We start from the raw sequence: 20,969 nt of genomic DNA, 5'->3' as shown, positions 1-20,969 counted from the left end.
TGCGCAGTTTTGATTCCCGCTTGGGTGTTACTTTCGTGCGATTTAACTGCGACAGCCAAATGTAAACTTGCCAAAAAATTCTCCCTTTTTTTTAAGACGGGGCCATCGATTTAGTGTTTTTGTTTTCAAGTTATTGAATCTAAAGTGAATTCCGGTCTGGCATGGTCTCTGCTTATGTCCTTAGCATATTACAAAAAACAGGAGAAATCGGCATGAGCACTAAAACGGTATCAGGTCTTGGGTTAATGAAGTTGACGGCTGTGCTTGCGGTCTTAACGATGGTGGGTTGTGGCGGTGGTAATGACTCTAGTTCAGTGTCGAGTAGTTCATCGTCAGCTGTCAGCTCGGTGGGGGGCGGCTCGAGTAGTTCTGAGCCGGCAGTAAATAATCCTCCTATAGTTGATGCTGGCGAAGATGCATCGGTGTCAGCAGGGGAGCGAGTTACATTGCAGGCAGTGGCAAGTGATAGTGATGGCGAGCTAGGTGCAATATTGTGGCGTCAGGTGGCGGGGCCGAGCGTGGCCTTGCGGCTTCGTGGAAACGGTGAGGCTGAGTTTACAGCTCCATCAACCGGTGCGGCAGCGGAGCAGTTACTTTCATTTGAGGCATCGGTCGAAGACGATGACGGCGCCTCCATGTCGGATACAGTTTTGTACACGGTGCTGAGAGTTAATCAGGCGCCAGTTGTTAATGCGGGTGCGTTACAGGTGTTGTCGCAGCCATCACGGGTGACGCTCAGCGCTAACACATATGACGTGGACGGCTCCGTCGAGTCGTTCAGCTGGGAGCAGCTGGAAGGTACGCCAGTTGTTATTGAAGATGCCAACACATTAATGCCTCAGTTTAACCTTCCTGCCGTGGAGGGTGGGCTAGGTGAAGATCGTTATGTGTTTCAGTTGTCCGCAGTTGATAACGACGGTGTGAGCTCGTCAGATAATGTTACAGTAGTGTTGATTCAGGAGAACTCTCCAGAAATCTCATTAGACTTTCCCCCTTCAAATAGCGGTTTTGACGGGGAGGCGATCGCCGCCTATGGTCAAGTGGAGGCATTTGATGGCGCTACAGTTGAGCAAGTAACGGTAAGTTCTGCGATAGACTCGATTATTGCCGTTGTGAGTGACGATGGTCACTGGCGCGTTAATGGTTTATTAACCGACACTCAAACTAATGTAATTGATATTACGATTGCTGCCGTGGATGATGAAGGTCGCTCCAGTTATATGCAGTCGAAGCTGTTCCGCTCGGGACCAGCTGAGTCTCAATATGGAGAGGCGTGGTCGAGCCCAGTTGCAGTTGTTCCTGACCCGATGAGTGATATGGCGTGGATACTTGCGCAGGGCGAGGACGACAATTCGATAAGGATTGCACTTGCTGACTTGGTAACTGGTGATGTAGCAGAAACTGCTATGGAGTTTGAGCAATTGAACGATACGATTTTGCCAGTTGTTACTGATATGGCTTTGAGTCAAGATGCAGCGACGCTCCTTATTAGTGGTTATTATGAAGGTGAGGAGGGGCCTTCCGGTGTTGTGTTGAAAGTTAATTTGGAATCGATGACGTTGAGCACTTTGTATCAGGTTGATGAAAATAGTGTGTTGAATCAGCCAGCCAGTTTGGCGATTGCTACTGATGGTTTGTTGTATATTACTGATGTAATTGGCTCGAAAGTCGTGTCGATGGATGTGATTACTGGTGAGTGGGAAATTGTCGCTGATGGGGCAACCACAGATGTCGCTATTGGTATTCCACAGCATATCGTATGGACGGGATTGGACGATGAAGCCGTGATTGCTCAGCAGACCTCAAACGGCATTGATCTTGTTGGTTTAGACTTTAGGGGTGAAGAAACCTATTCTCGCTCAGTTGCAAACTTAGGAGAATTAGCCGCTGGACCTATCACTGCAGATACAGCGCTTAACTTAATTGCGAATGAACTTGGCGATAAGGTTTATGTATTGTCTCAGGTGAAAAACACCCTCTCTGAGATAAATATTGTAAGCGGGGAGGTGGTGAGTGTGGTTGATGGCGTGTTTCCCAATGGAGCTGGGGCTGCTGACATGGTCTTTAGTGGTGACTATCAGAGAATGTACATTGTCGCTAAATCGCTAAATCGTGACTTAATTTATAGTATTGATATGCAGTCCGGCACGAAAGTGCAGTTAACGCAAGTAAGTATGTAAAGCTGGTAGATAAAGGCACGCGCTCAATGAGCGTGTGCCTTTTCATACATTCAAACATTTTCTTTCGATTGACCCACCAACACTGCGCCCCAAGCCCGCAGTTTTTCAAAGCCGAGCAAACAAATCGCTACAGCGGCGACTGCGCCGAGAACACCCAACCAGCCAAGTGCTTGATACTCCGAAAAGCAAGTCCAGATAAACTGTCCAACGCACAAGGCGGCAACGACTAGCAGTGTAGGCTTTCGGCCAATCAGCCCAACGATAAAGACTCCCAGAGGGGCTCCCAGTGCCACTACTGGAGCGGCAGCAAGCCAGTTTTCGTACACGCCCTCTTGCCAGTTTCCCAGTGCGCTTTTTATTACCACTCCGTAAATAGAGTTCATGGCCATAATGACCACCGAGGTTGGGATGGCGATCTTTAAATCGGCGCGGCACAACAGCACTAGTGCGGCGTAAATGACCATATCGATACCGACGCCGGTAACGGCCACGGCCAGCGCACTGGATAATATGCCCAGCATTAAGCCTAAGCGAATATCCCAGCGCTCGTTAAAGTCGGTCATGCCGCTGTGACCGGCAATTTCATCGATGCGGTATAGGTGCAATAGGCCAAAGCTGCCCCAGAGAACGGCAAAGATAATTTTGATCCAAAGGTCGGCGACAAACGGGGCAATAAAAACAATGCCGATCGGTGTGCCGATTAAGGCGCCGAGCATTGCGCCTTTTAATATCGGCCAGGCGAGCGGTTGGCGGCGAGCGAAAATAAAGATGCTGGCACTGACCATGCCGATGGACTGTACGGCAAAGCTGAAGTCGCGCCCCAAGCTTGCGGGTAGATCAAATAGTAGCACCAGCACCGGAAACCCTACGGTACCGCCACCCATGGGGGTAGAGCCTGCCGCGTAGCTACCTATGGCCATCGCCAGCGCAATGGGCCAATGATCTTTAGCAGCGGCCCAAGCACCCTCCGCTTGAATCAAAAACAGCCACACACCATAAAAAATGACTAGCCAGAGCAACCATACCCATAAGTGGGGGCGTGGTTTAGGTTGGATTGACATAGCTTGCTTAGTGCTCCAGGTAGGTTCAAGAGGACGGTCTACAGTGGGCGCTATGATACGTTATCTTTAGGGCTTAGGCATCTGGGGGTATTGATAGGCCGCTTGTCATATTTACACATTGCCTGGTGAGTAATGTAGGTTGTACTGTGATTGGCGGCATGAGGCGGCCAGTGGCGTGCGTGTGTGATTGGAACAACCCTTGCCTAGCAACTAGTATGAGAGAAAGCGTGAGGTTATGGCTCGCCTGCGCGTTTTAACGGTGCACTTATTCGTGCGCTCTATTGCTCGGTTGCCTGAAATCGGGCCGATCTGAAAGGAGAGGTATGTCGACCTATTGGCACCAGACTCTGGCATTTGCACAGCAATTACGCCATGAGTTACACGCTCAGCCCGAACTTGGCTGGCAAGAGCACAACACGGCACAGCGCATTCGTGCCGAGCTCGATCGTCTCGACATCCGCTGGCGTGCTTGCGCGGGCACCGGAACAGTAGCTTGGCTAAACTCCGGTGCTAAGGGCGCAGGCGTGCGCTCAGTGGCGTTGCGGGGAGATATCGACGCGTTGCCGATTCACGAGCAGTCGGCGGTCGAGTGGCAATCCCAAGTGCCCGGTTGCATGCACGCGTGCGGACACGATGGTCATACTGCGGCACTTATGGCCACTGCCGCGTGGCTCAAGCACGTTGAAGCGCAACTGCCCGGTCCGGTTACCTTGCTGTTCCAGCCCGCCGAAGAGGGCGGCCACGGCGCCCGAAAAATGATTGACGATGGCGCGTTGGATGGCGTCGACTGTATTTACGGCTGGCACAACTGGCCAGCCATCGGGTTTGGCAAGCTGGTGTGCCCAGACGGGATCGTCATGTGTGGCAACGGCACCTTCCACATTACGGTGCACGGCAAAGGTGGGCACGCCAGTCAGCCAGAGCTTTGCCGCGACCCGGTGTTGGCGGCCAGTGCTATTACTTTAGCTTTACAACAAGTGGTGAGCCGCCGTTTGGCGCCGCAGCAAACCTGTGTGGTCAGCGTCACCTCGATTGACGCGCGCGCGGCCGCGACAGTGATTCCCGAGCAAGCCGTGATTGGTGGCAGTATTCGTGTATCCGATACTGCGGCTCGCGATGCAGTCAATCAGCTGATTACTGACATTGCACAACAAACGGCAGCGAGTTATGGGGTTGAGTGCGAGGTAGAGATCATGCCGCGCTATAACCCGACCATTAACCACCCAGAGCCAGCGGCTGCGGTACGCGACAGCTGGCGGGCGCTGTATGGTGATGATGCGCTCGATACCCCCACCCGCCTTCCCATTATGGCCTCCGAAGACTTTAGTTATTACCTGCAAGAAGTCCCGGGCGCTTTTGCGTTAATCGGCGCCGATGACGGAATTGGCCACGCCGATCCCTGTCACAGTTCACACTACGATTTTAATGACCGCTTGCTTGAACCTGTGGTGCGGTTATACGCCCAACTTGTGGGCGCGCCGCTACCGTAAATTTTATTTTGATCGTTGGCACCAGCCGACGTGTTGTGCCAAGGCACTTTTAAGGAGACGAGTATGAGCATATTTGAACAGCGCGAATCCGAAATAAGAGGCTATTGCCGCGTTTACCCCGTTGTGTTTGACACAGCGAGTAATGCGCGACAGACGGATGACCAAGGCAATGAATACATCGATTTCTTTGCCGGTGCTGGGGTACTAAATTTTGGCCACAACAACGAGCGTATGAAAAAAGCAGTCATTGATTACATTAACGCCGACGGAGTGACGCACAGTCTGGACATGCACAGCACTGCCAAGCGCCGTTTTATGGAACGTTTTACCAAAACGATTTTAGAGCCGCGCGGTATGCCCCATAAAATGCAATTTATGGGGCCCACCGGCACTAACTCGGTTGAGGCCGCGCTTAAAATTGCACGCCGTGCCACCGGGCGCACCGACATTGTCGCGTTTACCCACGGTTTTCACGGGATGACGTTGGGGGCACTTGCCTGTACTGCAAACCAAGCTTTTCGCGGCGCTGCCGGTGTCCCGCTGAACCATGTGTCGCATTACCCATTTGGTGCTGACAAACACACCGCCGACAACCCGCTAAGCAACGGCAAAGATGTGATCGATGAACTGCGCGCGTTGTACCGCGATGGTTCAAGCGGTATTTTGCCCCCGGCGGCTTTTATGGTCGAGACCATTCAGGCCGAGGGCGGCGTTAATGTTGCCGATAAAAAATGGCTGCAAGATCTGCAAGCGCTCGCTAAAGAGGTAGGCTCGCTCTTTATTATCGATGACATTCAGGCCGGTTGTGGACGCACCGGCAGCTATTTTAGTTTTGATACCTTAGACCTAGATCCAGATGTGGTGTGCCTTGCCAAAGGCCTTGGTGGGTGGGGTACGCCTATGGCGATGAACTTAGTCAAACCCGAGGTGGATAAACACTGGAAGCCCGGTGAGCACACCGGTACTTTCCGCGGCCAGGGCCTGAGTTTTGTGGCAGGCGCCGAAGCGCTCAGTTACTTTGAAGACGACAGTTTTATGCAAACGGTTCTCGCCAAAGGCAAGGTCATGCATGAAGCCATCGCACCGCTTGAGAGCACCTTTGACGATGTGCAAATACGCGGTACCGGGATGATTTATGGCGTAGACGTCGGTAACGGTGAACGTGCCAAAGCGATTGTTGCCGCGTGCTTTGCCGATGGTTTACTCGTGTCTGCCTGCGGCTCTGGTGGGCGCGTCGTTAAATTAATTCCACCGCTTACCATCCCCGACGCTGATTTACAGCAAGGTTTGGAAACGTTAGTGACCCACACTAAAAAGGTGATGGAGGTGGCAGCATGAGACAGCGGGATGATATGACGTTTCCGTTTGAGGAGTACGAGCGTCGCTTGAGCGAGCTGCGCACACGTATTCAGCAGCGGCATTTAGACGCGGTGGTGATAACCGATCCTGAAAATATTATGTACCTTACGGATTATCAAACGACTGGGTATTCATTTTTTCAGGCGTTGGTGGTGCCGCTAGAAGATGAGCCTTTTATGATTACCCGGGCGATGGAAGAGTCCAATATTATCGCCCGTACTTGGGTCGAGCGCACGCGACCCTACCCAGATACGGGGGACGCCATTCAAATGCTGGTGGATGCACTGCGCTCGTTTGGTTTGGCGAATAAACGTATCGGCTACGAGCGCAATAGCTATTTCTTTCCGGCGTACCAGCAAGATTTTGTCCACACTACCTTAACCGACGGTAAGTTATTGGACTGCTTTGGTATCGTCGAGCAAGGGCGCATTTGTAAGTCGCCCGTCGAGATTGATTTAATGCGACGTGCGGCAACGGCCACAGAAGCTGGCATGCAAGCGGGCATTGCCGCCTGTGAAGCGGGCGCTACCGAGAATGAAATCGGCGCGGCTATTAGCTCCGGGATGTTTCGCGCCGGTGGCGAGCCGCCCGCCGTTATGCCCTACGTTACCTCCGGCCCGCGTTCGATGATCGGGCACGCCACGTGGGAGGGACGCGTTGTGCAACCTGGCGAGCATGTGTTTTTAGAGGTTGGTGGCTGTTATCGCCGTTATCACACCGCCATGATGCGTACCGTGGTGATGGGCAACTTGTCCGACTCTATGTACAAAGCGCAAGAGAAAATGAAGCAGGCTCTGGCCGCCGTGCATGAGAATTTTCAACCGGGAATGACCGTGTCGGATGCGGATAATTTAGTGCGCAATATTATTTCTGACAATGACGTCGGTGCACGCTTGGTGACTCGCTCGGGTTACTCCATCGGTATTGCGTTTCCTCCCAGTTGGGATGAGGGCTATATCGTCAGTTTAAAACAGGGCGAGTCGACCATACTGCAAGAGGGTATGACATTTCATATTATCCCTTGGATGTGGGGCGTCGATGGTGACAAAACCTGCGGTACCTCCGATACCATTTATATTACCTCTGAGGGCTGTGAGTCCTTCTTTAGCATGGATCAAAATTTTTCTGTTAAGCCCGAGCATGGCGCGGGGTCGGTAGCGCAGCTTTCCAGCTCGCGAAAAAGTAAAAGTGCATCAAAAAATGAGAAAGACAAAAGCGCTGATAAACCGCACAGCGCAGCCCCCGATGATGCTCAACACGACAGCCAGTGAGGACTTTATGTTAACTGCTACGAACCCTTATTCCGGGAACAAGATTGCCGATTACCCTGCACTTGATCAAGCGGCAATGAGCGAGCGAATCGGCGACGCGAGTGCCGCGTTCAGCTCCTGGAAAGCTAAAAGTTTTGCCGAGCGCGCCGAGGTGTTGCGCGCTGTTGCCAAAAAGCTGCGCGAGCAAAAGCCAGCCATTGCCAAGCTGATGGCCGATGAAATGGGTAAGCCGATTAAAGAGGGCGGCCCCGAGGTCGAAAAGGCCGCCGTGTGTGCGGAGTTTTATGCCGACAACGCCGAAGATTTTTTGGCGGCCGAGACGCTGGCATCCGATGCGAGCGTAAGCTACGTGCGTTATCAGCCGTTGGGAACATTGCTGGGGATTTTGCCTTGGAACGCACCATTGTGGTTGGCGTTTCGTTATTTGGCCCCGGCGCTAATGGCCGGTAACACCTGTGTGATGAAGCACGACCCTAATGTGCCGGCTAGCGCGCAAGCCATCGCCGATGCGTTTGCCGCTGCCGGTGCGCCGGCCAACATCATGGTTAATTTGCCCATCGAAACCTCGCTGGCAGAGGCGGCTATTCGCGATCCGCGCATCATGGCGGTCTCCTTTACCGGCTCCGCCGGCGCCGGTGCCAAGGTGGCGGCGGTGGCCGGCAGCGAGATTAAACCGGCGGTGTTAGAGTTGGGCGGCTCCGACCCTTGTATCGTTATGGCCGATGCCGACTTAGAAAAGGCCGCGAATATTGCGGTGCTGTCGCGTATTATCAACGCAGGTCAGTCGTGCATTGCGGCCAAGCGCATCTTGGTTGAGCAAAGCATCTACCCCGAGTTTTTGGAGATGCTGCGCACCCGGTTGGCGGCATTAACGTTAGGTGATCCGGCCCTCGATACGACCGATGTTGGGCCTATCGCCCGCGATGATTTACGACAAAACCTGCACCGCCAGGTGAGTGAAACTATTAATGCCGGGGCCCGTTGTTTGCTGGGTGGCGAGCTGCCCGCCGGTGACGGTTATTTTTATCCGGTAACCTTGTTGGCCGATGTCACCTCTGACATGTGTGCGTTTCGTGAAGAAACCTTTGGGCCAGTCATGGCCGTGGCTCCGGTGGCCGACTTAGAGCAGGCGGTCAGTATAGCCAACGATACCGAGTTTGGTTTAGGTGCCGCCTTGTGGATGGCGGATAGCAAGGCAGCACAGGAGGTTGCCGGGCGCATAAACGCCGGCCAAGTGGCGATTAACGGTATCGTTAAAACCGATCCGCGCTTGCCCAGCGGCGGTATCAAGCGCTCGGGCTATGGCCGCGAGCTCGGTCCGCACGGCATTAAAGAGTTTGTAAACGCTAAGCAGGTCTGGGTGGGTTAGAGCGGATTGCATAGGGGCCGACTCTGGCTCCTATGGCGTCGACCGGTTGTGGTATCATGTGTTGTTTTTAACGCCACGGCCGCCCCTGACTCGGATCTATAAATGGTACAGCGCAAATTATTTTTTGTATCAGCACTTTGCTTGCTGCTGGTGTCGGGTTTTTTGGCCACTAGTTTAGTCAGTTATTTTGTCGCCAAAGACTCGGTTGCCACGCAGCTCCAAGAGCAAATGTTACCGCTGACCAGCGACAATATTTACTCTGAAATCCAGCGCGACTTGCTCCAGCCGTTACTTATTTCGTCGTTGATGGCTCACGATACCTTCGTGACTCGCTGGGTTACCGAGGGTGAGCGCGACCCGCAAAAAATCGCCGAGTACCTCGGCCGCATTCAAAGTAAGTACGACACCATCACCGCGTTTTTTGTCTCGGAGCAAACGCGCAATTACTACCATCCTAGCGGTGTTCTTAAGCAGGTCGATGCGACTAATCCCGATGACGATTGGTACTTTCGTGCTCGCGGATTATCGGAAGATTACGAGATTAACGTCGATCACGATACTGCGGACCGCACCCGCCTAAGTATTTTTGTTAATTACCGCGTGCTCGACGATCAGGGCAATCTGGTGGGGGTTACCGGAGTTGGCTTGTCGGTAGCGTCGGTGATGGCACTGATAGAAGACTACCAAGAGCGCTATGGGCGCAAAATTTATTTTGTCGATCGCGAGGGGCAGGTCACTCTGCACGGCAGCGGTTTTAATGACGCCATGCGCTTAAAGAACAAAGCGGGGCTCGACCGTTTGTTTGTGCGTGTTTTGACAAGCCCCAGTGCATCGGTCGCGTATAACGCCAAAGATGGCAATAAAATTTACCTTAATAGCCGCTTGGTGCCTGAGTTTGATTGGTATTTAATTGTCGAGCAGGTCAACGACCCGGCCGCCCAGCGCATTGAGCGCGCGCTGATTATTAACGTGCTGGTATCGCTGGCGATTACCGTTATTGTGTTGCTGATAGCTTATTTTACGCTGCGCGGATATCAGCGCAGGCTTGAGCAAATGGCTACCCAAGACAAGCTCACCGGCGCCGCCAGTCGCCAAGTGTTTGATATTGTTTTTAGTCGCGCGGTTAAAGGCGCGCGGCGACGTCACACCTCGGTAGCATTGGCGAGTATGGATCTGGATCACTTTAAAAATATCAATGATACCTATGGTCACCAATGTGGTGACGAGGTGATTCGTACGGTTTCTTCGATTGCCTCATCCTGCGTCCGCGATACGGATACGTTGTGCCGCTGGGGTGGCGAAGAGTTTTTATTGCTACTAGAAGATTGCGATCTAAAGCGTGCCACCGAGGTGGCCGAGTCGATTCGCGCGGTGGTGGAAGCCCACGAGTTTCGGTTTGGACGCGACTTGGTCCGGGTAACCGTTAGCTTGGGGGTGACGGTGCAGCGGCCCGATGAGTCGCTTAATGCCTTGGTGGACCGGGTTGATCGTGCGCTCTATAGCGCCAAGCGGGACGGACGTAACCGGGTCGGTGTGCAGGCTTAGCCAACGGTGAGTTTTCGCAAACGCCTAATATACGTAAAGATGGGTGTGTAACGGGTTACATTGAGGTTTTTAGCTGCTAAGCTTGCCTCAACCATAACCTTAAGGAGTCGCTATGACGTTGCTTCGCTGTGCTTTTATGCGCTTTACGTTATCTGTCTTGCTGGGCCTGACAGCTCTGCCTGTGTATGCCTTTGATGAGTTTATTAGCCGCGATGGTCATAGATTGCTGGAGGGGGGAAAAGAGTTTCGTTTTGCCGGCATTCACGCCCCAGAGCTGCATCGTATTGAAGATGACGCCCGTGGCGCTTGCGCGGCGGACCCTCGAGGCTGGGGGCAGTATTTTCGCTGGCCCACCGCCGATGAACAAGAGAACTGGATAAAAGCGCTGGTCAAAAGTGGCCATCGCGCTATGCGTGTTTACGTTTTATCGGTGGCAACTCCGTCGGATGCTGAATGCGGCCGCGAGACCCATATATTGCCCCCTGTGCAAGCCGATGGGATGCCGCGCTTGAATGAGGCGGCGATGGTGCACTACGATCGTATGATCGCCCTGGCCGATCAGTACGGATTGCGTTTGATTTTGCCCTTTATCGATCACTGGAAGTGGTGGGGCGGGCGCGAGCAACTGGCGGCTTTTTACGATGAATCGGCCGATGACTTTTACGATACCGAAAGTAAAACCTACGCCGCCTACCAAGATATTATTCGTCAGGTTATTAATCGCACCAACACCATCACTGGCCGCGTTTATAAAAATGAAAAAGCCATTATGGCGTGGGAGACAGGAAATGAGTTAAGAGACTCTACCGAGCCTTTCGTGCGTACAACTGCCGCGCTTATTAAAGAGCTGGACAGTAACCACTTGGTGATTGATGGCACTTATTTAAAAGTCAATAAGTTCGCGCTGGATGACCCTAACGTGGATATTATCTCTAATCACTTTTACACCACCAACAACAATAATAACCCCGAACAAGTACTGTCGGACTTGCAGGCGATTGACGGCAAAAAAGTCTATTTGATCGGTGAGTTTGGTCTGCGCGATGCCGAAGGCTTGAATGATATTATGCAAACGGCGGTGCACTCTGATTATAACGGCGCAAGAGCGGCCGGTGTTTTTATTTGGGGGTTTCGCGGGCATCGTCATAACGGTGGTTTTTATTGGCATAAAGAGTACACTGGGCACTATAGTTACCATATTCCGGGCTTCCCCGAAGGCGATGCTAACGAAGAGCGTAAGGTGGTGAACTTAGTGCGTACCGCGCAGGCGCAAATGGTGGGCCTAGATGCGCCTGCGCCTTTGCCAAAACCAGAGCCGCCCAAGCTGCGCGCCATTGCCGATCCGCGTGAGCGCATCGACTTTTTAGGCGCGCCACTGGGGCGCACTTATCGCATTGAGCGAGCCACCGATGCGTCTGGCCCGTGGCAGGTGATCGGAGACAACATCTCTGACGGCTTGCAAGAGTATCGCCCGTATGAGCAAGCGCTGTTTCGCGATACCGACGACTTAGTGCCAGGGCAAATGTATTACTATCGAGTCGTTGCCCGCAACGAGAGCGGTGAATCCGACCCCTCTAATGTGGCGCAAGTAGTCTTACCTTAGCGCTTCCTAAAGCGCTTGTTGCACTGCAAAAAATGGCTTAGGGTAGTGGCTGATATGCACACTTTAAGTCATTTATGCCAACGATTATTGCAATAATGTCAGCGCTTGCCGCTCCTGTTAAACGTTATCGGTTTGCGCTGACGTGGCTGCTTTTTAGTGCTTGCTCGCTCGCTGCGCTGGGGGGGTGCTCCTCTGTGCCCTCCTATGGTGAGGTTCCGCAATCGCTCACGATTCATATCTTAGCTAACAGCAGTAAGCAGTTTACCTATCGTTTGGGGCAGGCCGCCGAAATGTCGCCAAGGGCATTGGTGCAGGCGCCGCGCTATGTTCCCGATCGCCGTGATTACGAGAAACTACAGCGCCGCACCGCTTACGTGGTAGCGGCGACGGGGTATTGCCGCACGGGATACATGGAGCTGGATTTTCGCCTAAATATGCAGCAGCAGTGGCTGCGGGGTGAGTGTAAAGAAAGTGCCAGTGAGGCTGATATTAAACATTTTGCCGATCAGTCCCGCGTGTCACTAGACAGTCTCGCTGAGTAGGTTTTTGGCTCGCCCCTACTACGAATCTAAATCCAAGGTATACTGGCGCGGTTTCTAGCCCCAGATCCTGGAGATCGCCGATGAACCTGCCGAGCCTTTACCTTAAACCACAAACTGACCGACGCCTGCGTCGTGGCCATTTGTGGGTCTATAGCAACGAGGTGGATGTTAAGCGCAGTCCGCTAAAGGTGTTTAGTCCCGGCCAGCAGGTGCGGCTTCTTAATAATCGAGATGAGCTGTTGGGGGTGGCCCTGATCAACCCCGCCAGCTTAATTTGTGCTCGGCTGATTAGCCGAGATGAAACGCTACTCGATGCCCGGTTGCTGCAGTCGCGCTTTGCCAATGCACTTTCTTTGCGCGAGCAGGCTTTTAGTCAGCCCTATTACCGTTTAATTTTTGGCGACAGTGATTTGCTGCCAGGTTTGGTGGTGGATCGCTTTGGCGATTATCTCGTCGTGCAAATTGCCTCGGCCGGAATGGAAGCCGTGCGGGATTTAGTGGTTGAGCAGTTAGTGGCGCTATTGCAGCCTGTGGGTGTTTTGTTGGCCAACGATCACAGCGCACGCGAGCTGGAAGGGCTGACCCGCTACACCGAAGTGGCTTATGGCACAGTGCCAGATGAGGTTGAGCTGATCGAAAACGAAACGCGGTTTGTGGCACCGGTGGCATCGGGGCAAAAAACCGGTTGGTTTTTCGATCACCGGGTTGGCCGGGCGCAGTTGCGCCAGTGGGTTAAAGGTAAGCGCGTTCTGGATGTGTTCTCTTATATTGGCGGCTGGGGTATTCAAGCGGCGACCGCCGGTGCCGAGCGGGTAGTGTGTGTCGATGCATCGGCCCGTGCGATTGCCGGTGTTATCGCCAATGCCGAGCTAAACGGCGTGCAAGATTGCGTTAGCGGGCGACAGGGCAAGGCAATTGAAGTGATGAAAGCGCTGCTGGCCGAGGGCGCAAAATTTGACGTGGTGGTGCTCGATCCGCCGGCGTTTATTAAGCGCCGCAAAGATCAAAAAGCGGGGGAGGCGGCCTATCGGCACATTAATGAGCTGGGATTAAAGTTATTGGCTGATGGCGGTTTGCTGGTGTCGGCCTCTTGTTCTATGCATTTGGCCACCGAGACTTTGACCGATATTGTGCGCGCCAGCGCGCAAAAAGCCGGGCGCGATGCGCGTTTGATTCACTTTAGCGGGCAGGGGCCGGACCATCCGGTGCACTCGGCGATTGCCGAGACTAACTATTTAAAAGCGGTGTTTGCCCGGGTCTTTAATCGCGATCATTAAGCGCGCGAGCTAATGCCGCAATCGCGTCTTGGGTCGCGGCATCATTGCGCGGCTCGGCGCTTAGGGCGACATTGAAAGCCGCCACACCTTCGTCCCAGCGTGAGCGTTGCTGGCGCGCCAGCGTCGGTAGTAGCGCATCTTTGGTATTAAGCACACTCTGTAGGCCGCGGTAGCGCCATCGAATATCACAGCCCTTGGGCGCAAAATCGCAGTGATGTATTTGGCGCTGATGGTTTAGGGCGTCTATCTCGGCCGCCAGTAGTGTGTGCCATAACTGCAGCCGCGCAGGCGGTGTCAGGGCAAAATAGGGTGCGGCGATAGCCGATTGCCGGTCGTTCCACTGGCGGGCCAGTTGCGCGCTGTCATCGCACAGTAATTTGCCGCTTAAGGCGAGGTAGTCCCGCCGCCGGTTTTGCGGTTGGTTGAGGCTGGCAAGCTCGGGCGTGCTTTTCGTCTGGCGGGCAAAATCGCTCGCGCTGCGTTGCCCGGTTTCGCCAAATAGAATGAACTCTAGCGGGTGCAGGCCCAGGCTTGCCTCGTTGTCGGCGGTGAGTCCGTGCTGCTGACGCAGTGTGGTGTGATTAATCTCAAGGCTAATGTCATTAATCAGGCCGCTATTGGGGTAACCTTCGACGCTGTCGAGGTACCCGGCGGCAATGGGTTGGCGGTCGATTTTACCGAGCGCTTGTGCCAGCGGAGTAAACAAGCCCGGGTTGCGAGTGGCCAGCGACATTGCCATCGTCAGTTGGCGCAGTTCGCCGTGCAATTGGCGCCACTGCTGCTGAGTGTTTTGTAATTGGGATTCGGTGGGGTTTTCTAGTAGCTGTAAAACGCTGGACTCCAATCGCTGACAGTGCTCGGCAAAGTCTTGCAAGCGGGCGCCAGTGTTGTCCCATAGCTCGATACTTTTACTCGCAATAGCAGCGTTATCTAGCTTACTCTCCGCCAATGCAGGCGAATTGGAGGCCGGGGAAAGCGCCGTTGAATGGGCGCCACTGGGCTCTGTTGTGCGGTCGCAACTACACAGAAAGGCGGTCAGGGCGATCAATATTACATGGCGGGTCATGGCTGCTCGTGTAGGTCCAGTATGGGCCAGTTGCGCTCGCGGGCAACCGCTGCGAGGCGCGCGTCGGGATTGACGGCGACCGGATGGGGGACTTGCTCCAGCAGAGGCAAATCGTTAATGGAGTCGCTGTAAAAATAGCTGCCGTCCAGATCTTGGTTGTGCTTATCAAGCCACAGCTTTAAATTGGTGACTTTGCCGGCGCCAAAGCACGGGGTGCCTAAATAGCCGCCGGTGTAGCGGCCGTTTTTCAGCTCGGGGTCGGTGGCCAAAATCTCATCCACCTCGAGGTGCGCGGCGATAGGGCGGGTAATAAACCCGTTGGTGGCGGTGATAATCAGTAGGTAGTCGCCGCGCTCGCGATGCTCAGTCAGTAGCTGTTTGGCTTTGGGCAGCATAATAGGCTCGATGTATTCGCGCATAAAGTCTTTATGCAGTTGCGCTAAGTCACTCGGGCTATACTGAGTGAGCGGCTGAAGGGCAAAGCGCAAATAGGCGTCGATATCGAGACTGGCGCTCTGGTAGTCTTGATAAAATTGATCATTTTGGTGGCGATACGCCTGTTCGTCGACGAGCTTACGCGCCAGTAAGAATTCGCCCCAAGAATGGTCGCTGTCGCCGTTAATTAGCGTGTTATCCAAATCAAAAATGGCCAGTGCCACGGAGTTTCCTTAAATGTAGAGTGCCAAACGCGCTAGCATAGCGCCCGATGGCGCACCTCTCAAGCTTGGACGCGATGGGTTTGGTATTCGCGCTCGGTTTGTGTAACCTCAATTGCTGCGGCAGGTCTTTTTGTGGAACAATGCAAAAGTTTCACCGCCATGTGATAAGAAGACGGATACAACAGGAATTTAATGTGATAGACGCCGATGGCTTTCGCCCCAATGTGGGGATTATTCTAAGCAACGATCAAGGTCAGGTGCTGTGGGCACGGCGCGTAGGTGGTCAAGATGCTTGGCAGTTTCCTCAGGGGGGCATACATCAAGATGAAACCCCTGAGCAGGCGCTGTTTCGGGAGTTGGGCGAAGAGGTGGGTTTGACCGAGGCCGACGTTGACGTACTGGCTTGCACGCGCGGTTGGCTGCGCTATCGGCTGCCGCACCGCTTGATTCGGCAAAATGCTCAGCCTTTGTGTATCGGCCAAAAACAAAAGTGGTTTTTACTAAAAATTAAAAGCGATGATGCCCGTGTTTGCCTGGAAAATGGCGGCCGTGCCGAGTTTGATGACTGGAGCTGGGTGAGCTATTGGTATCCGCTGGGCGAGGTCGTCGCATTTAAGCGCGATGTTTACCGCCGGGCGTTAAAAGAGTTGTCGCCGGTGCACAGTCAGCTTGAGCGTATCGCCGCCGGCTGAGTGGGGCCGCGCGGGCCGTTATAGGCAATACCGACTACTTATCTAACTGAGAAACTAATGGATTCTATGCTGAACTCGTTGCGCAGTATTGTTCAAGAGGTGAATGCCGCCCGCGACCTACCCAAGGCGCTGGCGATTATCGTCTCGCGCGTAAAGCGGGCCATGCAGACTCAGGTGTGTTCGGTGTATTTGCGTGGCCCCAACGATGAATTCGTGCTGATGGCCACCGAGGGGTTGCAGCAGCAGGCTGTGGGGCAGGTACGCATGGCCCCCGGTCAGGGCTTGGTGGGACGTGTGGTAACCCGCGAAGAGCCGGTCAATTTAGAGGACGCCGAATCCCACCCCGCCTACCAATACTTTCCAGAGACCGGTGAGGAGCGCTTTAGCTCGTTTTTGGGCGTGCCGATTATTCACCATCGCCAAGTGTTGGGAGTGCTGGTGGTCCAGCAGTCAGAGCGGCGCCGCTTTGATGAGGGCGATGAAGCGTTCTTGGTGACAATGTCGGCCCAGTTGGCAGGTGTTATTGCCCACGCCGAGGCCACCGGTACTATGGTGGCGGTTGGTGCCGCAGCCGAGCAAGCGCGCTTTGCCGGCGTCTCGGGGGCGCCCGGTATTGCTATTGGCGAGTCTGTGGTGGTGGCACCACTGGCGGACTTAAAAGGGGTTCCGTATCAGCAGTGTGACGATATCGCGGCGGAGCTGGAGTTTTTTCAGCGCTGCTTAAATGCTGTGCGCGACGATATCAGGGATCTGGGCACGCAATTGGAGGAGCGCCTCAACCGTGAGGAGCGAGCCCTGTTTGACGCCTATTTGGCGATGCTTGATGACGCCGCTCTGGGGGGCGAGGTCACGGCTAAAATTCGCGAGGGAACCTGCGCCCCTTACGCCTGGAGTGAGGTGATCCTCGAGCATGAAAATAACTTTGCCGGTATGCACGATGCTTATCTGCGCGAGCGTGCCACCGATGTGCGCGATTTGGGGCGGCGAGTGCTGGCCTACCTGCAAGAGTCCAATCAAAGTTGCAAAATTTACCCCGATAACACCATTTTGATCGGCGACGAGCTCACCGCTTCTATGTTGGGCGAAGTGCCTGAAGATAAATTGGTGGGGTTGGTCTCAGTGCAGGGTTCTGGTAACTCTCACGTGGCGATTTTAGCCCGCGCAATGGGTATTCCCACGGTTATGGGGGCGGTTGATCTGCCCTATACACGCATGGATGGCCGTCCGGTTATTGTCGATGGCTACAAGGGCGCGGTTTACAGCGATCCGAGCAAGCAGTTGCGCAAGCATTACCGTGCCATTGCCGAAGAAGAACGAGAGCTGGTTAAAGGCCTGGAGGCTCTTAAAGATTTACCCTGCGAAACCTTAGATAAATACCGTCTGCCGCTGTGGGTGAATACTGGGTTGATGGCGGATGTAGTGCGTTCGCTGGAGCGGGGCGCCGAGGGTGTGGGCTTGTACCGTACCGAGGTACCATTTTTATTGCGCGATCGCTTCCCGTCTGAAGAAGAGCAGCGCATTATTTACCGCGAGCAGCTAGAAGCGTTTGCGCCGCACACGGTGACCATGCGCACCTTGGATATCGGCGGCGATAAAGCCTTGCCGTATTTTCCGATTGAAGAGGACAACCCTTTTTTGGGCTGGCGCGGTATTCGGGTTACGCTGGATCACCCAGAGATTTTTCTGGCCCAGATCCGGGCTATGATCAAGGCCAGCAGTGGCCTTGATAACTTGCGTATCCTCTTGCCGATGATCTCTAGCGTCTCCGAGTTAGAACAGTCCAAGGCGCTGATTTATCGCGCCTACCATGAACTGTTGGAAGAGGGGTATGAGGTTCACCTGCCGCCGCTTGGGGTGATGATTGAGGTGCCTGCCGCGGTTTATCAGGCGCGCGAGCTGGCGGCAAGGGTCGATTTTTTGTCGGTGGGCAGCAACGATTTAACGCAATATCTGCTAGCGGTCGATCGCAACAATGCGCGGGTGGCCGGGCAGTATCAGGCGTTTCACCCCGCTGTGCTGCGCGCGCTACAGCAGGTTGTCAACGACGGCCACACACAGGGCGTCAGCGTTGGTATCTGTGGCGAGCTGGCCGGAGACCCTGGCGCCGCGATTTTGTTGATGGCGATGGGTTATGACGTGCTGTCGATGAACGCTACTAACCTGCCCAAAGTTAAATCGGTTATTCGTGCGATTAACCTAGAGCAAGCCGAAGTGCTGCTGGAAGAGGTGATGCACCTAGTCGATGCCGAGCAGGTGCGCGCGCGCATCGACCAAATGCTGTTGGAAACCGGTGTCAATCGTGTGGTGCGGCCGCTGGAAATTGACGCTTAAACATTTTTGCATGGCGCTTCGCTGAGCGTTACCAGTGGCGGCGTTAAAAAGCGCGGCGGTTTTATCTGACACAATCGCGGTGTTATGATTGCCGCTCTTTTTTTATTGCTGGCGTTCGCTCTATGCTCACCCATCCCAATTTCGATCCGGTTGCCGTGTCTATCGGTCCGTTAGATGTTCACTGGTACGGCTTGATGTACCTGCTGGCTTTTGCCTCGGCGTGGTTTATTGCCATGCGTCGGGCGCTGCGGCCCGACTCTCCCGTCACACGGCCCCAGGTTGAGAATCTTATTACCTATGGTGCCTTCGGGGTAGTGATTGGTGGCCGGGTTGGCTATGTGGTGTTTTATAACTTTGACGCCTGGATGCGCGACCCTCTGTGGCTGTTCCGAATCTGGGAGGGCGGCATGTCGTTTCACGGTGGCCTGATTGGCGTGCTGTTGGCGATGCTGTTTTACGCCCATCGCATTCGCGTCCCCTACTTGCGTTTAACCGACTTCGTCGCCCCGATTGTACCTTTGGGGTTGGCCTTTGGTCGGCTGGGCAACTTTATTGGTCAGGAATTGTGGGGGCGTCCAACCGACTTGCCTTGGGCTATGGTCTTTCCTAAAGATCCAGAGTTGCTGCCGCGTCACCCATCCCAGCTGTATCAGTTTGCCCTCGAAGGGGTAAGTTTATTTGTGCTGGTTTATTGGTTTTCTCGCAAGCCGCGTCCGACGGCGGCGGTCAGCGGTGTGTTTTTGATCGGATACGCTGGTTTTCGTATTCTGGCCGAGTTCGCCCGCGAGCCCGACCAGCACATTCAGTTTGATTTGTTTGGCTGGGTGACTCGTGGTCAGCTGTTGTGCTTGCCCATGGCGGCGCTGGGCATTGGTCTGTTGATATACGCTTATAAATTCAGTGGTCACGGAAAGCCCACAGCAGAGCGTAAACCGGCGGCGTCGAAGGAGGCTTCGTGAAGCAGTATCTGGATTTAATGCGCGATGTGGTTGCTACCGGCACTGACCGAGACGACCGCACGGGCACCGGCACCCGTTCGGTCTTTGGGCGTCAGTTGCGCTTTGATTTGCGCCAGGGCTTTCCGCTCGTGACTACCAAGGCGGTGCACTTAAAAAGCGTGATTGTCGAGTTGCTGTGGTTTTTACAGGGGCGCACCGATGTGCAGTGGTTGCAAGAGCGTGGCTGCAAGATCTGGAATGAGTGGGCCAGTAGCGAAGGTGACCTTGGCCCTGTGTACGGTAAGCAGTGGCGTAGTTGGGCGTGCCCCGATGGTAGTACCATTGATCAGATCAGTGATGTAATCGAGCAGATAAAGGCCAAGCCTACTTCGCGCCGCCTTATCGTTAGTGCCTGGAATCCGGCGGATCTGCCCGACGAGTCCGTGGGGCCGCAGGCCAACGTGGCCGCAGGTCGAATGGCGCTGGCGGCGTGTCACACCTTGTTTCAGTTTTATGTCGCCGACGGCAAGCTTTCGTGTCAGCTGTACCAACGCAGTGCCGACTTGTTTTTGGGGGTGCCGTTTAATATCGCCAGCTACGCGCTATTGACGCACATGATCGCCCAGCAATGTGACCTGGATGTTGGGGACTTTGTTCACACCTTCGGTGACTGTCACCTGTATCATAATCACCTGACTGACGATATTGTTTATCAGCAGCTGGCGCGCGAGCCAAAAGCGCTGCCGCGTTTGGTTATCGCGCGTCGCCCAGCATCGATTTTCGACTATCAGTTAGAAGACTTTAGCTTTGAGGGGTATGACCCGTACCCGCGTATCAAAGCGCCTATTGCCGTTTAATCACGGGTCAGCGAGAACTGAGGTTTTTTCGATGCAAGTAGCAATGATTGTCGCCTGCGGGCACGACAATGCAATAGGCAAGGACAATGCGATGCCTTGGCACCTGCCGGCGGATTTACAATACTTTAAGTGCGTGACCTTGGGTAAGCCCATTATGATGGGCCGCAAAACCTATGAGTCTATTGGACGGCCGTTACCCGGTAGGCTCAATATCGTTATTAGCCGCGACCCGAGCTGGCCTGCGCCAGAAGGGGTTAAATGTGTTACCAACATCCCCGAGGCTATTGCTTTGGCGCGGGCCGAAGCGGATGGCGACGAGGTGATGATTATTGGTGGCGAGCAAATATACCGTGCGGCGTTACCTTATACGGATCGTATTTATAAAACGGAGATAGCGGTAACGGTAGAGGGGGCAGATGCGTTCTTCCCTGAGCTATCGGCCGAGAATTGGCGGGAAGTTTCCCGGCAGGAGGGTGATGCAGAGGCTCCGCTGCGTCATCATTTTTTGGTATTGGAGTCGTGCGATGACACCGGTTCTTAATAATTAAACTGTATAAGGTCGGTGAGTTTAGCAACTTTGCGCAGATCAACAAATGATCAGGTGTTACTCGGGCCCAGCTGTGGTGCATTAAAGTGTTACCCCTCTGATACCGATATACACATGTGCAATACCATTTGGATAAAGCATTGAATGTAGAGGAACGCTCTTATTACAATGCTGCGTTCTTA

17 protein-coding genes are annotated in these 20,969 nt (G+C 54.1%); 14 read left to right on the top strand and 3 right to left on the bottom strand.

Translation table 11 applies throughout. From position 1 onward, the window contains the following. The first annotated feature begins 212 nt into the window (after nucleotides 1-212). The gene (locus ACGHAD_RS15110) at nucleotides 213-2,180 is read left to right on the top strand and encodes a PKD domain-containing protein (protein WP_382417704.1); all 1,968 of its coding nucleotides are present in this window, start codon (nucleotides 213-215) and stop codon (nucleotides 2,178-2,180) included. Nucleotides 2,181-2,230: 50 nt separating this feature from the next. On the opposite strand, the gene ACGHAD_RS15105 is transcribed toward ACGHAD_RS15110, so the two are convergent. Continuing rightward, entirely contained in the window at nucleotides 2,231-3,241 is a 1,011-nt protein-coding gene (locus ACGHAD_RS15105) for a sulfite exporter TauE/SafE family protein (protein WP_382417706.1), read from the bottom strand. A gap of 323 nt (nucleotides 3,242-3,564) precedes the next feature. On the opposite strand from ACGHAD_RS15105, the gene doeB2 reads away from it, so the two are divergent. From doeB2 to ACGHAD_RS15065, 8 genes are all read left to right on the top strand, one after another. Continuing rightward, entirely contained in the window at nucleotides 3,565-4,731 is a 1,167-nt protein-coding gene (doeB2, locus tag ACGHAD_RS15100) for a N(2)-acetyl-L-2,4-diaminobutanoate deacetylase DoeB2 (protein WP_382417708.1), read from the top strand. A gap of 63 nt (nucleotides 4,732-4,794) precedes the next feature. Then, entirely contained in the window at nucleotides 4,795-6,069 is a 1,275-nt protein-coding gene (locus ACGHAD_RS15095) for an aspartate aminotransferase family protein (protein WP_339615625.1), read from the top strand. Beyond that, nucleotides 6,066-7,361, top strand: a complete 1,296-nt coding sequence (doeA, locus tag ACGHAD_RS15090; RefSeq protein ID WP_382417710.1) for an ectoine hydrolase — start codon at nucleotides 6,066-6,068, stop codon at nucleotides 7,359-7,361. Before ACGHAD_RS15095 ends, doeA begins: the two co-directional genes overlap by 4 nt. Before the next feature lie 7 nt (nucleotides 7,362-7,368). Beyond that, the gene (locus tag ACGHAD_RS15085; RefSeq protein ID WP_382417712.1) at nucleotides 7,369-8,730 is read left to right on the top strand and encodes an aldehyde dehydrogenase family protein; all 1,362 of its coding nucleotides are present in this window, start codon (nucleotides 7,369-7,371) and stop codon (nucleotides 8,728-8,730) included. 102 nt (nucleotides 8,731-8,832) lie between these two features. Further along, entirely contained in the window at nucleotides 8,833-10,275 is a 1,443-nt protein-coding gene (locus ACGHAD_RS15080) for a diguanylate cyclase (RefSeq protein ID WP_382417714.1), read from the top strand. Between the two features lie 136 nt (nucleotides 10,276-10,411). Continuing rightward, on the top strand, nucleotides 10,412-11,878 hold the full coding sequence (locus ACGHAD_RS15075; RefSeq protein WP_382418598.1) for a beta-mannanase man5E: 1,467 nt from the start codon (nucleotides 10,412-10,414) through the stop codon (nucleotides 11,876-11,878). 194 nt (nucleotides 11,879-12,072) lie between these two features. Next, nucleotides 12,073-12,420 (top strand): hypothetical protein, encoded by a 348-nt coding sequence (locus ACGHAD_RS15070; RefSeq protein WP_382417716.1) that lies wholly within the window; start codon nucleotides 12,073-12,075, stop codon nucleotides 12,418-12,420. Between the two features lie 80 nt (nucleotides 12,421-12,500). After that, the gene (locus tag ACGHAD_RS15065) at nucleotides 12,501-13,697 is read left to right on the top strand and encodes a class I SAM-dependent rRNA methyltransferase (protein ID WP_382417718.1); all 1,197 of its coding nucleotides are present in this window, start codon (nucleotides 12,501-12,503) and stop codon (nucleotides 13,695-13,697) included. Here the strand turns inward: ACGHAD_RS15065 and ACGHAD_RS15060 are convergent. Continuing rightward, nucleotides 13,681-14,763, bottom strand: coding sequence for an imelysin family protein (locus ACGHAD_RS15060; protein WP_382417720.1), 1,083 nt, complete (start codon nucleotides 14,761-14,763; stop codon nucleotides 13,681-13,683). The two genes, ACGHAD_RS15065 and ACGHAD_RS15060, sit on opposite strands and share 17 nt — an antisense overlap. Beyond that, nucleotides 14,760-15,422, bottom strand: coding sequence for an HAD family hydrolase (locus tag ACGHAD_RS15055; RefSeq protein WP_382417722.1), 663 nt, complete (start codon nucleotides 15,420-15,422; stop codon nucleotides 14,760-14,762). Before ACGHAD_RS15055 ends, ACGHAD_RS15060 begins: the two co-directional genes overlap by 4 nt. Before the next feature lie 194 nt (nucleotides 15,423-15,616). Here ACGHAD_RS15055 and ACGHAD_RS15050 point away from each other — a divergent pair, with 194 nt between their 5' ends. The 5 genes from ACGHAD_RS15050 (at nucleotide 15,617) to ACGHAD_RS15030 (ending at nucleotide 20,781) form a co-directional block, all read left to right on the top strand. Further along, on the top strand, nucleotides 15,617-16,114 hold the full coding sequence (locus ACGHAD_RS15050; RefSeq protein ID WP_339615633.1) for an RNA pyrophosphohydrolase: 498 nt from the start codon (nucleotides 15,617-15,619) through the stop codon (nucleotides 16,112-16,114). 66 nt (nucleotides 16,115-16,180) lie between these two features. Continuing rightward, entirely contained in the window at nucleotides 16,181-18,445 is a 2,265-nt protein-coding gene (gene ptsP / locus ACGHAD_RS15045) for a phosphoenolpyruvate--protein phosphotransferase (protein ID WP_339616061.1), read from the top strand. A 122-nt stretch (nucleotides 18,446-18,567) separates the two neighbouring features. Next, entirely contained in the window at nucleotides 18,568-19,404 is an 837-nt protein-coding gene (gene lgt / locus ACGHAD_RS15040; protein ID WP_382417724.1) for a prolipoprotein diacylglyceryl transferase, read from the top strand. Next, the gene (locus tag ACGHAD_RS15035; RefSeq protein ID WP_382417726.1) at nucleotides 19,401-20,240 is read left to right on the top strand and encodes a thymidylate synthase; all 840 of its coding nucleotides are present in this window, start codon (nucleotides 19,401-19,403) and stop codon (nucleotides 20,238-20,240) included. Before lgt ends, ACGHAD_RS15035 begins: the two co-directional genes overlap by 4 nt. Nucleotides 20,241-20,271: 31 nt before the next feature. Further along, entirely contained in the window at nucleotides 20,272-20,781 is a 510-nt protein-coding gene (locus ACGHAD_RS15030; protein WP_382417728.1) for a dihydrofolate reductase, read from the top strand. The last annotated feature ends 188 nt before the right edge of the window (nucleotides 20,782-20,969 follow it).

It is taken from the genome of Gilvimarinus japonicus (assembly GCF_042847215.1).
GTDB lineage: Bacteria > Pseudomonadota > Gammaproteobacteria > Pseudomonadales > Cellvibrionaceae > Gilvimarinus > Gilvimarinus japonicus.
Note: the sequence above shows the minus strand (reverse complement) of the source record. Positions and strands in the feature narration are given on the sequence as shown.

Bases quoted from the DNA above. Each gene is read 5' to 3' on its own strand.
- ACGHAD_RS15110 (WP_382417704.1), top strand. From the start codon at position 213: ATGAGCACTAAAACGGTATCAGGTCTTGGGTTAATGAAGTTGACGGCT.
- ACGHAD_RS15105 (WP_382417706.1), bottom strand. From the start codon at position 3,241: ATGTCAATCCAACCTAAACCACGCCCCCACTTATGGGTATGGTTGCTC.
- doeB2 (WP_382417708.1), top strand. From the start codon at position 3,565: ATGTCGACCTATTGGCACCAGACTCTGGCATTTGCACAGCAATTACGC.
- ACGHAD_RS15095 (WP_339615625.1), top strand. From the start codon at position 4,795: ATGAGCATATTTGAACAGCGCGAATCCGAAATAAGAGGCTATTGCCGC.
- doeA (WP_382417710.1), top strand. From the start codon at position 6,066: ATGAGACAGCGGGATGATATGACGTTTCCGTTTGAGGAGTACGAGCGT.
- ACGHAD_RS15085 (WP_382417712.1), top strand. From the start codon at position 7,369: ATGTTAACTGCTACGAACCCTTATTCCGGGAACAAGATTGCCGATTAC.
- ACGHAD_RS15080 (WP_382417714.1), top strand. From the start codon at position 8,833: ATGGTACAGCGCAAATTATTTTTTGTATCAGCACTTTGCTTGCTGCTG.
- ACGHAD_RS15075 (WP_382418598.1), top strand. From the start codon at position 10,412: ATGCGCTTTACGTTATCTGTCTTGCTGGGCCTGACAGCTCTGCCTGTG.
- ACGHAD_RS15065 (WP_382417718.1), top strand. From the start codon at position 12,501: ATGAACCTGCCGAGCCTTTACCTTAAACCACAAACTGACCGACGCCTG.
- ACGHAD_RS15060 (WP_382417720.1), bottom strand. From the start codon at position 14,763: ATGACCCGCCATGTAATATTGATCGCCCTGACCGCCTTTCTGTGTAGT.
- ptsP (WP_339616061.1), top strand. From the start codon at position 16,181: ATGCTGAACTCGTTGCGCAGTATTGTTCAAGAGGTGAATGCCGCCCGC.
- lgt (WP_382417724.1), top strand. From the start codon at position 18,568: ATGCTCACCCATCCCAATTTCGATCCGGTTGCCGTGTCTATCGGTCCG.
- ACGHAD_RS15030 (WP_382417728.1), top strand. From the start codon at position 20,272: ATGCAAGTAGCAATGATTGTCGCCTGCGGGCACGACAATGCAATAGGC.